This window comes from Streptomyces sp. NPDC000878, from assembly GCF_053599695.1.
The window spans coordinates 109848-122469 of sequence record NZ_JBSFMT010000010.1 but is presented as its reverse complement, the minus strand read 5'-3'; the positions used below and the strand labels follow the sequence as shown (position 1 = coordinate 122469).

General features: G+C 69.2%; 10 protein-coding genes and 1 riboswitch. Of the genes, 9 read left to right on the top strand and 1 reads right to left on the bottom strand.

Translation table 11 applies throughout. The features are described from left to right. Nucleotides 1-31 precede the first annotated feature (31 nt). The 8 genes from shc (at nt 32) to ACWDR4_RS12325 (ending at nt 9083) form a co-directional block, all read left to right on the top strand. Nucleotides 32-2035 (top strand): squalene--hopene cyclase, encoded by a 2004-nt coding sequence (gene shc, locus ACWDR4_RS12360; protein WP_450407271.1) that lies wholly within the window; start codon nt 32-34, stop codon nt 2033-2035. Next, a complete protein-coding gene (locus ACWDR4_RS12355; RefSeq protein WP_450407268.1) occupies nt 2035-2670 on the top strand; it encodes a phosphorylase family protein in 636 nt (211 codons plus the stop codon). Before shc ends, ACWDR4_RS12355 begins: the two co-directional genes overlap by 1 nt. 5 nt (nt 2671-2675) lie before the next feature. Next, complete coding sequence (gene hpnH / locus ACWDR4_RS12350; RefSeq protein ID WP_450407266.1) at nt 2676-3698, top strand: adenosyl-hopene transferase HpnH; 1023 nt, start codon at nt 2676-2678, stop codon at nt 3696-3698. A 4-nt stretch (nt 3699-3702) separates the two neighbouring features. Continuing rightward, a complete protein-coding gene (ispG, locus tag ACWDR4_RS12345) occupies nt 3703-4860 on the top strand; it encodes a flavodoxin-dependent (E)-4-hydroxy-3-methylbut-2-enyl-diphosphate synthase (RefSeq protein ID WP_369030974.1) in 1158 nt (385 codons plus the stop codon). A gap of 45 nt (nt 4861-4905) precedes the next feature. Continuing rightward, nucleotides 4906-6831: a 1-deoxy-D-xylulose-5-phosphate synthase gene (gene dxs / locus ACWDR4_RS12340; protein ID WP_450407264.1), complete on the top strand. Its 1926-nt coding sequence runs from the start codon at nt 4906-4908 to the stop codon at nt 6829-6831. Then, nucleotides 6828-8237 (top strand): aspartate aminotransferase family protein, encoded by a 1410-nt coding sequence (locus ACWDR4_RS12335; RefSeq protein ID WP_450407261.1) that lies wholly within the window; start codon nt 6828-6830, stop codon nt 8235-8237. Before dxs ends, ACWDR4_RS12335 begins: the two co-directional genes overlap by 4 nt. A 103-nt stretch (nt 8238-8340) precedes the next feature. Next, on the top strand, nt 8341-8964 hold the full coding sequence (locus ACWDR4_RS12330) for a helix-turn-helix domain-containing protein (protein WP_450407258.1): 624 nt from the start codon (nt 8341-8343) through the stop codon (nt 8962-8964). Continuing rightward, a complete protein-coding gene (locus ACWDR4_RS12325; RefSeq protein ID WP_235473469.1) occupies nt 8961-9083 on the top strand; it encodes a DUF6126 family protein in 123 nt (40 codons plus the stop codon). Before ACWDR4_RS12330 ends, ACWDR4_RS12325 begins: the two co-directional genes overlap by 4 nt. 18 nt (nt 9084-9101) lie before the next feature. Here the strand turns inward: ACWDR4_RS12325 and ACWDR4_RS12320 are convergent, their stop codons facing one another. Then, on the bottom strand, nt 9102-9899 hold the full coding sequence (locus ACWDR4_RS12320) for a tyrosine-protein phosphatase (protein WP_450407254.1): 798 nt from the start codon (nt 9897-9899) through the stop codon (nt 9102-9104). Between the two features lie 169 nt (nt 9900-10068). Between ACWDR4_RS12320 and ACWDR4_RS12315 the strand changes: the two genes are divergently transcribed. Continuing rightward, on the top strand, nt 10069-12150 hold the full coding sequence (locus ACWDR4_RS12315; RefSeq protein WP_450407430.1) for an alpha-galactosidase: 2082 nt from the start codon (nt 10069-10071) through the stop codon (nt 12148-12150). A 312-nt stretch (nt 12151-12462) separates the two neighbouring features. Further along, nucleotides 12463-12622, top strand: a riboswitch (cyclic di-AMP (ydaO/yuaA leader).

The window sequence follows — 12622 nt, the reverse complement described above, 5'->3', positions numbered from 1 at the left end:
GAGACATGCCACTTTGCACGAAGGGGAAGCCATGACAGCGACGACCGACGGAAGCACCGGGGCACTGCCGCCCCGCGCTGCCTCGGCCAGCGAAACCGACACCGACGCCCCTGTGGCGGCAGGGGTTCACGATGCCGCCGTGCGTGCCGTGCGGCGCGCCACCGATCATCTGCTCGCGCGGCAGGACGCCCAGGGCTGGTGGAAGGGCGACCTCGAGACCAACGTCACGATGGACGCCGAGGATCTCCTGCTCCGTCAGTTCCTGGGCATCCGCGACGAACAGACCATCCAGGCAGCCGCGTTGTTCATCCGTGGCGAGCAGCGCGACGACGGCACCTGGGCCACCTTCTACGGCGGACCCTCAGATCTCTCCGCCACCATCGAGGCGTACGTCGCCCTGCGGCTGGCCGGGGACGCCCCGGACGCGCCGCACATGGCGAAGGCGTCCGCCTGGATCCGGGACCGGGGAGGCATCGCCGCCGCCCGGGTCTTCACCCGGATCTGGCTGGCCCTGTTCGGCTGGTGGAAGTGGGACGACCTTCCCGAACTCCCGCCGGAACTCATCTACTTCCCGAAGTGGATGCCGCTCAACATCTACGACTTCGGCTGCTGGGCCCGGCAGACCATCGTGCCGCTCACCATCGTCAGCGCGAAACGCCCGGTCCGCCCGGCGCCCTTCCCGCTCGACGAGCTGCACACCGACGCCGGGATGCCGAACCCGGGCAAGTCCCTTGCCCCGCTGGTGAGTTGGGACGGTGCCTTCCAGCGGCTCGACAAGGCCCTGCACGGCTACCGCAAGGTCGCGGTACGCAGGCTGCGCAAGGCCGCCATGAACGCCGCCGCCCGCTGGATCATCGAGCGCCAGGAGAACGACGGCTGCTGGGGAGGCATCCAGCCGCCCGCCGTCTATTCGGTGATCGCCCTGCACCTGCTCGGCTACGACCTCGAACACCCGGTCATGCGGGCCGGGTTGGAGTCCCTGGACCGCTTCACGGTGTGGCGCGAGGACGGGGCCCGGATGATCGAGGCCTGCCAGTCGCCGGTGTGGGACACCTGCCTCGCCGTCATCGCCCTCGCCGACGCGGGCGTGCCCGCCGACCATCCCCAACTGGTCAGGTCCGCCGACTGGATGCTGGGTGAGCAGGTGGTCAGACCCGGCGACTGGTCCGTACGCCGGCCCGAACTGCCGCCGGGCGGCTGGGCGTTCGAGTTCCACAACGACAACTACCCCGACATCGACGACACCGCCGAGGTCGTCCTGGCGCTGCGCCGGGTCCGGCACCACGATCCGGAGCGGGTCGAGAAGGCCATCGGGCGCGGGGTCCGCTGGAACCTCGGGATGCAGTCGAAGAACGGCGCCTGGGGCGCGTTCGACGTCGACAACACCAGTTCGCTCCCCAACAAGCTGCCGTTCTGCGACTTCGGGGAGGTCATCGACCCGCCGTCCGCCGACGTCACCGCGCATGTCGTGGAGATGCTCGCCGTCGAGGGCATGTCCCACGATCCGCGCACCCGGCGCGGCATCGAGTGGCTGCTCGCCGAACAGGAGCCCGACGGCTCGTGGTTCGGCCGCTGGGGCGTCAACTACGTCTACGGCACCGGCTCCGTGGTGCCCGCGCTGGCCGCCGCAGGCCTGCCCGCCGCGCACCCGGCCATCCGGCGCGCGGTGGACTGGCTGGAGAAGGTCCAGAACGAGGACGGCGGCTGGGGCGAGGACCTGCGCTCCTACAACGACAGCAAGGGCTGGAGCGGCCGGGGCGCCTCGACCGCCTCCCAGACGGCCTGGGCGCTGCTCGCCCTGCTGGCCGCCGGGGAGCACGACTCCAAGGCCGTCGAACGCGGTGTCGAGTGGCTCGCCGCGACCCAGCTGCCGGACGGCTCCTGGGACGAGCCTTACTTCACCGGCACCGGCTTCCCCTGGGACTTCTCGATCAACTACCACCTCTACCGCCAGGTCTTCCCGCTCACCGCGCTCGGCCGGTACGTCCACGGAGAGCCGTTCGCCGAGTCGTCCGGCAAGGTCAAGGGGGGCTGATGGACAGGCAGCCCGAGCCGGCCCCGCTGCTGATCGCCTGTGCGCTCGGCATCGAACGGCTCGCCCTGCGCCGGGGCACGCGCGGCGACGGGCCCGTCACCGTGCTGCGTACGGGCATGGGGCCCGAGGCGGCCGAGGCGGCCGTCACCCGGGCCCTCGCCGGCCCGGCGCTGCGCGACGCCGTCGTGCTGGCCACGGGCTTCTGCGCGGGACTCGCCCCGGGGATGCACCCCGGTGACCTGGTGGTCGCCGAGGAGACCCGGGACCCGCGCGGCGTCACCCGCTGTGACGGCGTCGAACTTCTCGTCAAGGAACTGGTGCGTGCCGTCCCCGGACGCACGGTCCACACCGGCCCTCTCACCGGCTCCGACCACGTCGTACGCGGCCATGAGCGGGCGGATCTGCTCGCGACCGGCGCAATCGCGGTCGACATGGAGTCGGCGGCCACGCTCCACAGCGCCGTGCGCACGGGCGTGCGCCCGGTTGCGGCCGTACGGGTGGTCGTGGACGCTCCAGAACATGAACTCGTCCGGATCGGCACGGTACGCGGTGGAATATCAGCTTTCCGCGTTCTTCGTTCGGTCCTTCCAGCATTTGTCGAATGGCACCGTTCCTTGCTGCTCCCCAGGAGGTGAGTCAGATGGCCATGCCGCTCCGCCAGACCATCAAGATCGCTACATATTTGGCCGAACAGAAACTCCGCAAGCGGGACAAGTTCCCGCTGATCGTCGAACTCGAACCGCTCTACGCCTGCAACCTGGCGTGCGAGGGCTGCGGCAAGATCCAGCACCCGGCCGGGGTGCTCAAGCAGCGCATGCCGGTCGCCCAGGCCGTCGGAGCGGTCCTCGAATCCGGGGCCCCGATGGTGTCCATCGCGGGCGGCGAACCCCTGATGCACCCTCATATCGACGAGATCGTGCGGCAGTTGGTGGCGAGGAAGAAGTACGTCTTCCTCTGCACCAATGCCGTGCTGCTGCGCAAGAAGATGGACAAGTTCACGCCCTCGCCGTACTTCGCGTTCGCCGTGCACATCGACGGTCTGCGTGAGCGGCACGACGAGTCCGTCGCGAAGGAGGGGGTGTTCGACGAGGCCGTGGCCGCCATCAAGGAGGCCAAGAAGCGCGGCTTCCGGGTCACCACCAACTCGACCTTCTTCAACACCGACACCCCGCAGACCATCATCGAGGTGCTCAACTTCCTCAACGACGACCTCCAGGTCGACGAGATGATGATCTCGCCCGCCTACGCCTACGAGAAGGCCCCCGACCAGGAGCACTTCCTCGGCGTCGAGCAGACCCGCGAGCTGTTCAAGAAGGCTTTCGGCGGCGGGAACAGGCGGCGCTGGCGGCTCAACCACTCCCCGCTCTTCCTGGATTTCCTGGAGGGCAAGGTCGACTTCCCGTGCACGGCGTGGGCGATCCCGAACTACTCGCTGTTCGGCTGGCAGAAGCCCTGCTACCTGATGAGCGACGGGTACGTGACCACGTACAAGGACCTCATCGAGAAGACCGACTGGGACTCCTACGGCCGCGGCAAGGACGACCGGTGCGCCAACTGCATGGCGCACTGCGGCTACGAGCCGACGGCCGTCATGGCCACCATGGGGTCCCTGAAGGAGTCCCTGCGCGCCATGCGCGAGACCGTCGCCGGGAACAGGGAGTGACGTCGTGACCGCCATCTCCTTGGGCGTCCCCGAGGTACCGGTCCGTCCGATCGCCGAGCGCCGGGTCTCCCGGCGGATCGAGGTCGGGCCGGTGGCGGTCGGGGGCGGGGCCCCGGTGTCGGTCCAGTCGATGACGACGACGCGTACGTCGGACATCGGCGCCACGCTTCAGCAGATCGCCGAACTCACCGCGTCCGGCTGCCAGATCGTCCGCGTCGCCTGCCCCACGCAGGACGACGCGGACGCCCTCGCCACCATCGCGCGCAAGTCGCAGATCCCGGTGATCGCCGACATCCACTTCCAGCCGAAGTACGTGTTCGCCGCGATCGAGGCCGGCTGCGCGGCCGTGCGCGTCAATCCCGGCAACATCAAGCAGTTCGACGACAAGGTGCGGGAGATCGCGCGGGCCGCAGGCGACCACGGCACGCCGATCCGCATCGGCGTCAACGCCGGTTCCCTGGACCGGAGGCTGCTCCAGAAGTACGGCAAGGCGACGCCGGAGGCGCTCGTCGAGTCGGCGCTGTGGGAGGCGTCGCTGTTCGAGGAGCACGGGTTCCGGGACATCAAGATCTCGGTCAAGCACAACGACCCGGTGATCATGGTGAACGCCTACCGCCAGCTCGCCGAACAGTGCGACTACCCACTGCACTTGGGCGTCACCGAGGCCGGTCCCGCCTTCCAGGGGACCATCAAGTCGGCTGTGGCCTTCGGGGCGTTGCTCAGCGAGGGCATCGGGGACACCATCCGGGTCTCGCTGTCGGCGCCGCCCGCCGAGGAGGTCAAGGTCGGCATCCAGATCCTGGAGTCGCTGAACCTGCGGCAACGTCGGCTGGAGATCGTGTCGTGTCCGTCCTGCGGGCGGGCCCAGGTCGACGTCTACAAGCTCGCCGACCAGGTAACGGCAGGTCTGGAGGGCATGGAAGTGCCGTTGCGTGTCGCCGTCATGGGGTGTGTGGTCAACGGCCCCGGCGAGGCACGGGAGGCGGACCTCGGGGTCGCCTCCGGCAATGGGAAGGGGCAGATCTTCGTCAAGGGCGAGGTCATCAAGACCGTGCCCGAGTCGAAGATCGTGGAGACCCTGATCGAGGAGGCGATGAAGATCGCCGAACAGATGGAGCAGGACGGCGTCGCGTCGGGGGAACCGGCGGTCACCGTGAGCTGAACAGCAGCACGGGCTGACGAGTACGGAAGAAGAGGGGGCCCGAGCGTGACAATTCTGGAGAACATCCGGGGACCACGCGACCTGAAGGCGCTGTCCGAGGTGGAACTCGGTGAACTGTCCGACGAGATACGGGAGTTCCTGGTGCACGCGGTCGCCAGGACTGGCGGCCACCTCGGCCCCAATCTGGGGGTGGTGGAACTCTCCATCGCGCTACACCGCGTCTTCGAGTCACCGGTCGACCGCATCCTGTGGGACACCGGCCACCAGAGCTACGTACACAAACTTCTGACGGGACGTCAGGACTTCTCCAAGCTGCGCGGCAAGGGCGGCCTGTCCGGCTATCCCTCGCGTGAGGAGTCCGAGCACGACGTCATCGAGAACAGCCACGCCTCCACGGCACTCGGTTGGGCCGACGGGCTCGCCAAGGCCCGCGAGGTGCAGGGCGAGAAGGGGCATGTCGTCGCGGTCATCGGCGACGGCGCGCTCACCGGCGGGATGGCCTGGGAGGCGCTCAACAACATCGCGGCGGCCAAGGACCGGCCCCTGATCATCGTCGTCAACGACAACGAACGCTCCTACTCGCCGACCATCGGCGGCCTCGCCAACCATCTCGCGACCCTGCGGACGACGGACAGTTACGAGCAGGTGCTGGCCTGGGGCAAGGACGTCCTGCTGCGCACGCCCGTCATCGGCAACACCATCTACGAGTCGCTGCACGGCGCGAAGAAGGGGTTCAAGGACGCGTTCGCGCCGCAGGGCATGTTCGAGGACCTGGGGCTGAAGTACGTCGGCCCGATCGACGGGCACGACATCGGGGCGGTGGAGTCCGCGCTGCGGCGCGCGAAACGCTTCCACGGACCCGTGCTCATCCACTGTCTGACGGAGAAGGGCCGCGGTTACGAGCCCGCGCGTTCGCACGAGGAGGACCACTTCCACACCGTCGGGGTGATGGACCCGCTCACCTGCGAGCCCCTCGCGCCCTCCAACGGGCCTTCCTGGACCTCGGTGTTCGGCGACGAGATCGTGAAGATCGGGGAGGAGCGGGACGACGTCGTCGCGATCACGGCGGCCATGCTGCATCCCGTGGGCCTCGGCAAGTTCGCCGAGCGGTTCCCCGACCGGGTGTGGGACGTCGGGATCGCCGAGCAGCACGCGGCCGTCTCGGCGGCGGGGCTGGCGACAGGGGGTCTGCATCCCGTCGTCGCCGTGTACGCCACCTTCCTCAACCGCGCCTTCGACCAGTTGCTGATGGACATCGCGCTGCACCGGTGCGGGGTGACGTTCGTGCTGGACCGCGCCGGTGTCACGGGAGTTGACGGCGCGTCACACAACGGGATGTGGGACCTGTCCATCCTCCAGGTCGTGCCGGGACTCCGGATCGCCGCACCGCGCGACGCCGACCAACTCCGCGCCCAGCTGCGGGAGGCGGTGGCCGTCGACGACGCGCCCACGCTGATCCGGTTCCCCAAGGAGTCGGTGGGGCCGGCGATCGAGGCGGTCGGCCATGTGGGCGGCATGCATGTCCTGCACCGGTCCGAGGAGGCCGCCGAGGTGCTCCTGGTGGCCGTCGGGGTGATGGCCCCGGTGTGTCTCCAGGCCGCCGAGCTGCTGGAGGCACGCGGCATCAACTGCACGGTCGTGGACCCGCGTTGGGTCAAGCCCGTCGACCCCGCGCTGCCGGGGCTCGCCGCCGGACACCGGATGGTGGCCGTCGTCGAGGACAACAGCCGGGCGTCCGGGGTCGGCGCGGCGGTCGCGCTCGCCCTCGGCGATGCCGATGTCGACGTACCCGTACGGCGGTTCGGGATCCCGGAGCAGTTCCTCGCGCACGCCAAGCGCGGTGAGGTGCTCGCCGACATCGGCCTCACGCCCGTCGAGATCGCAGGGCGGATCAGCGCAGGGCTGGCCGTCAAGGACGAGCTGTCCAAGGAAGAGCCGCCCAAGGGGAAGGCCAAGGAGAAACAGGAATGACGACCGCTGAACCCGGTTCCCCGTCGGGGGAGTTCGACCTCGGCGCGCTGCTGGCCGAGCGCGGCGCCGAACGCTACGAGCTGCATGCCAAGCACCTCAACCACCAGCTCCCGCGCATGCTGCACACCATCGGCTTCGACAAGGTCTACGAGCGGGCCGAGGGCGCGTACTTCTGGGACGCGGACGGCAACGACTACCTCGACATGCTCGCCGGGTTCGGGGTGATGGGCCTCGGCCGCCATCACCCCGTGGTGCGCAAGGCGCTGCACGACGTCCTCGACGCCCAGCTCGCCGACCTCACCCGCTTCGACTGCCAGCCACTGCCCGGACTGCTCGCGGAGCGGCTCCTCACCCACAGCCCGCATCTGGACCGGGTGTTCTTCGGCAACAGCGGAACGGAGGCGGTGGAGACCGCGCTGAAGTTCGCCCGGTATGCCACCGGGAAGCCGCGCGTCCTGTACTGCGCGCACGCCTTCCACGGCCTGACCACCGGCTCCCTGTCGGTGAACGGCGAGGACGGCTTCCGGGACGGCTTCGCCCCGCTGCTGCCCGACACGGCCGTACCGCTCGGTGATCTCGACGCCTTGGCACGGGAGTTGAAGAAGGGCGACGTGGCCGCCCTGATCGTCGAGCCGATCCAGGGCAAGGGCGTGCACGAGGCACCCCCCGGATATCTGCGCGCCGCGCAGGAGTTGCTGCACAAGCACAAGGCGCTGCTCATCGCGGACGAGGTGCAGACCGGCCTCGGGCGGACCGGTGACTTCTACGCCTATCAGCACGAGGAGGGGGTCGAGCCCGACCTGGTGTGCGTGGCCAAGGCGCTCTCCGGCGGGTATGTGCCCGTCGGAGCCACCCTCGGCAAGGAGTGGATCTTCAAGAAGGTCTACTCGTCGATCGACCGCGTCCTCGTGCACTCGGCCAGCTTCGGGGGCAACGCCCAGGCCATGGCAGCGGGCCTCGCCGTGCTGTCGGTCATGGAGAACGAGCAGATCGTCGCCAACGCCCGGGCCACCGGCGACCAGTTGAGGTCGCGGCTGGCGGCGCTGGTCGACAAGTACGAGCTGCTGGCCGACGTACGCGGCCGGGGCCTGATGATCGGCATCGAGTTCGGTAAGCCCAAGTCGCTGAAGCTGCGCAGCCGTTGGACCATGCTCCAGGCCGCGCGCAAGGGGCTCTTCGCCCAGATGGTCGTCGTACCGCTGCTGCAACGGCACCGGATCCTGACCCAGGTCTCCGGCGATCACCTGGAGGTGATCAAGCTGATTCCGCCGCTGGTCGTCGGCGAACGGGAGGTGGACCGGTTCGTGGACGCCTTCACCGCCGTGATGGACGACGCGCACGGTGGGAGCGGGCTGATGTGGGACTTCGGGAAGACACTGGTCAAGCAGGCGGTGGCCAACAGGTAGGAGGCGGTGGCCAAGCGGTAGGAGAGGGACGGGTCGGCGAGGGGGAGCCGTACAGTTTGCCTCTGAGGCAAGGGGTTTGCCTCGGAGGTAAAACTGCGGCTGAATGGAGGGCATGAGCCTTCCCGAGGAGTCCGGGCCGGTCGAGAACCTGCCCGTCGTCGCACCGCAGCTCAGGGCGCTGCGCCGCAGGGCCGCCCTCACCCTGGAGGCCGCCGCCCGGGCCGCCGGGCTGTCGCCCGCCCACCTCTCCCGTCTGGAGACGGGGCAGCGCCAGCCCTCCCTGCCGATGCTGCTCGGGCTCGCCCGTATCTACAGTACGACGGTCTCCGAACTGCTCGGTGAGACGGTCGCCGACCGGGACGCCGTCGTGCGCGCCGCCGACATGGAGCCGACGGCCGCCGGCGGCTGGTCGTACTGGCAGGCCGGTGCCTCCGGACGAGGAATGCAGGCCCTGCGCGTCCATGTGCCGTACGGGGCGCAGGGCGACATCGTGCGCGTCCACCCCGGCGAGGAGTGGCTGTACGTCCTCAAGGGGCGGTTGCGCCTGCGCCTCGGCGACACCGCTCACGTCCTCGCACCGGGGGACAGCGCGCACTTCGACTCGCTGACCCCGCACCGCCTCGCCGCCGACGGCCGCGACGGCACCGACCTGCTCTTCGTCCACACCCTGCTGCAGAGCCCCACCGCCGCGCTCTGCCTCGGCCCGAATCCTGGAGTCACGCCATGACGGACATGGAAGAGAAGTTCCCCCGGGCCCTGTGGGTCCGGCTGATCATCTACATCGCGGTCGGGCACGTCTTCGCCGCCTTCATCTACCTGCTGTTCGAGGTGGGTGCGAAGCAGTAGCCCTGAGGGACGGCGGGCTCAGTCCAGGAGCCGCTCGCGCAGCCGCTCCCGTGTCTCCGGGGTGACGCCCAGCCCCTGTGCCAGATAGTTGTCGACGCTGCCCCAGGTCTCCTCGACCGTGTCCATGGCCGTCGTCAGATACTCGGGGCGGGTGCCGAACAACGGGTTGAGCAGCTCCAGGACCTCGGGGCTGTAGGCCTGGGCGTCGGAGCTGGTGCGGCGCACCCTGTAGCGGCGGTGCTGCGCGTTCGACTCCATGTAGTCGGCCACGATGGCGTCGCGCTCCACCCCGACGGCGAGCAGTGTCACCGCGATGGACAGACCCGCGCGGTCCTTGCCGGCCGCGCAGTGCATCAGGGCCGGGACACTGTCCTCGGCCAGCGCGTGCAGCATCCGGGAGTGCTCGGTCGTACGGTCCCGGATGATCTCGCGGTAGGAGTTGATCATCCGCTGCTCGCCCTTGCCGTCGGCCAGGAGGCTGCGCAGTTCGTCGAGACCGCCGTCCCGGACCATCTTCCAGAACTCCGTGCCGTGCGCCGGGTCGGACAGCGGGATGTTCACGTTGCGCACACCCGGCAGCTCGACGTCCTGCCCCTCCAGCCTGATGTCCGCCGCGTTGCGGAAGTCGAAGATCGTGTGCAGTCCGAGAGAGCCGAGGAACGCCGCGTCCTCGTCGGTCGCGTGCGCCAGATGACCACTGCGGAACAGCCGCCCGGGCGCCACCCGCCGGCCGTCCACGGTCGGCAGTCCGCCCACGTCACGGAAGTTTCGTACGCCACCCAGCTCGGGCTCGGTCGACGGGACCTGCTGCGTCACGGGGGCTCCCTCCCACACCGCCCCGCGGACGCTGCTCGTCGACGGGCGCGCTTCGACGATACGACATGCCTGCGCAGGCCAAGGAGTTTTCCACAGGCGTTGCCGTCGAGGGCCGTGACGCCGATGATGTTGAGACTTGGGCGTGCCTGTTCGGATCTGTGGGGACATGATGCTGGAAATCGCCGGAACCGGTCGTACGTGGCTTCTCTCGGGGCCCACGAGCAGTTACGCCGTCCATCTCACCGAGGACGACGAACTGCTGCATCTGCACTGGGGCCCGCGGATCGCCCTCGCCGACGCCGAGGCACTCACCGTCCGTCCGCTGCCGGACTACTGGCCCTTCGAGTCCCCGCTCGACGGCCGCGAGGAGTACCCGGTCGAGGGCGGCCCCCGCTTCGCCCGGCCCGCGCTGTCCGTGCGCACCGACGAGCGCAGGGGCACCGAATGGCGGTTCGAGGCGTACGAGGCGGAGGGGGACGAACTCCGGCTGACGTTCCGGGACACCGGACTGGTCATCACGCTCCACTACCGGATGCGCCACGACGTGGTGGAACGCTGGGTGACCCTCACCCATGACGCGCCCGACGGAACCGGCCCACTGGAGCTGCTCCGCGCGGACTCCGCCACCTGGACGCTCCCCGAGCGCGACGGCTGGCGCCTGTCCCAGTTGCACGGGCGCTGGGCCGCCGAGTCCCGGCTCGTGAGCACCGACCTCACCTACGGTGAGAAGGTCATCGGCAGCCGGCGCGGTCACACCGGGCACCAGCATCTGCCCTGGGTGGCGCTCGACACCGACGCGACCGAGGAGCGCGGCGAGGTGTACGCGTGCGCGCTCGGCTGGTCCGGGTCCTGGCGGATCGCCGTCGCCCAACTGCCCGACGCGCGCGTGCAGATCACCGGCGGCGCCGGATACGACGACTCGGGCCTGCTGCGCCTGGCGCCGGGCGAGTCCTTCACCACGCCCGTCTTCGCGGGGCTGTGGACGGACTCCGGGCACGGCGGGGCGAGCCGGTCGTGGCACACGTACCAGCGCGCGTTCGTCGTGCCGGACGCCGACCGGGACCGGCCCGTGCTCTACAACTCCTGGGAGGCCACGGAGTTCGACATCTCCGAGGAGCAGCAGAGGGTGCTGGCCCGGCGGGCCGCCGCGATCGGCGTCGAGCTGTTCGTCGTGGACGACGGCTGGTTCGGGGCCCGCACCAGCGACCGGGCCGGCCTCGGCGACTGGACGCCCAACCCGGACCGCTTCCCGGCGGGACTCAAGCCGCTCGCCGAGTACGTGCACGCCCTGGGGATGCAGTTCGGCATCTGGGTCGAGCCCGAGATGGTCAACCCGGACAGCGATCTGTACCGCGCGCACCCCGACTGGGTGCAGTTCCAACCGGGACGAAAGAGGACGGAGTTCCGCAATCAGCTCGTACTGAACCTGGCGCGCGAGGATGTCCGGCAGTACCTCTGGGAGCAGCTCGACGGGCTGCTCTCCAGTGCGCCGATCGACTATGTGAAGTGGGACTTCAACCGCTGCTTCACCGACGCCGGCTGGCCCGGCGAGGACTATCCGCAGCGCCTGTGGGTCGACCACGTCCACGGGCTGTACGCCCTGCTGGACCGGCTGCGGGCGGCCCACCCGGACGTCGCCTTCGAGTCCTGCTCGGGTGGCGGCGGCCGGATCGACCTCGGTGTCCTCGCCCGTACGGACCAGGTGTGGACCTCCGACAACACCGACCCGCTGGACCGGCTCGCCATCCAGGAGGGCTTCAGTCAGATCCATCCCGCGCGGGTCATGGCCGCCTGGGTCACCGACAGCCCGAACACCCAGCTCAACGGCCGGGTCAGCTCGTTGCGGTTCCGGTTCGTGAGCGCGATGGCCGGGGTGCTCGGCGTCGGCGGCGACCTCACCAAATGGACCGAGGAGGAGCTGGCCGAGGCAGGGGAGTGGGTGGGGCTGTACAAGGAGATCCGGCCCGTCGTGCAGCGCGGCGACCTCTACCGGCTGCGGCGGCCGACCGGTGGGCTGAGCGCGGTGCAGTACGTGCTCGGGGACGAGGCCGTCGTCCTGGCCTGGCTCCAGGCGCAGCACCACGGTGAGCCGCTCCCGGCGCTGCGGCTGCGCGGACTCGACCCCTCGGCGACGTACGAATGCCGCGAAACGGGCGAAGTCCACCGGGGTGCCGTGCTGTTGCACCACGGACTACGAACCGGGCTCAAGGGTGACCTGGATGCGGCAGTTCTCCGCCTGCGTCGCATCTGACACTTCTGCCCCATATGGCGCCTATGGTGTCTTCATTCCAACTCGCCTGGGAATAAAGGTTGCTGTGAATCGGGCGAGTGAGCAGCGTCATATTCGTGACCGTGTGTCGCCGTCATGTTCACGTAATTTAGGCGTGTTTTAAGGGAGTTCGAGGGGCGGAAAGATCCGTAATTCACGGACAGTGACCGGGAATTCTGGGGAGGACCACAGGAAACCCGTACACAGGGAACCCCAGGCTTGTTTCCGTGCGTCTTGGTCGCTTACGTTCGCCACCAATCCGGACGGACGCCCAATCCTGCCGCCGCCCGGAGCCCGCATCGAACACCCGACAACGGCAGGAGCGGGGGACCCACAGGTAGAACGCCTGTTCCGGTCTCTGGAACAGGCTTGGGGTTAAGTCACGTTCAGGCGTGGCCGGACATCTCCAGTCCGCACCCGACAGCTCACCTCGCAGGCGACGGAGAGGAATTCG

What these genes read in the sequence shown, in the direction of transcription:
- ACWDR4_RS12325 (WP_235473469.1), top strand. Translation starts at nt 8,961, where the DNA reads ATGACGGACATGGAAGAGAAGTTCCCCCGGGCCCTGTGGGTCCGGCTG.
- ACWDR4_RS12330 (WP_450407258.1), top strand. Translation starts at nt 8,341, where the DNA reads ATGGAGGGCATGAGCCTTCCCGAGGAGTCCGGGCCGGTCGAGAACCTG.
- shc (WP_450407271.1), top strand. Translation starts at nt 32, where the DNA reads ATGACAGCGACGACCGACGGAAGCACCGGGGCACTGCCGCCCCGCGCT.
- ACWDR4_RS12335 (WP_450407261.1), top strand. Translation starts at nt 6,828, where the DNA reads ATGACGACCGCTGAACCCGGTTCCCCGTCGGGGGAGTTCGACCTCGGC.
- ACWDR4_RS12355 (WP_450407268.1), top strand. Translation starts at nt 2,035, where the DNA reads ATGGACAGGCAGCCCGAGCCGGCCCCGCTGCTGATCGCCTGTGCGCTC.
- ACWDR4_RS12315 (WP_450407430.1), top strand. Translation starts at nt 10,069, where the DNA reads ATGCTGGAAATCGCCGGAACCGGTCGTACGTGGCTTCTCTCGGGGCCC.
- hpnH (WP_450407266.1), top strand. Translation starts at nt 2,676, where the DNA reads ATGGCCATGCCGCTCCGCCAGACCATCAAGATCGCTACATATTTGGCC.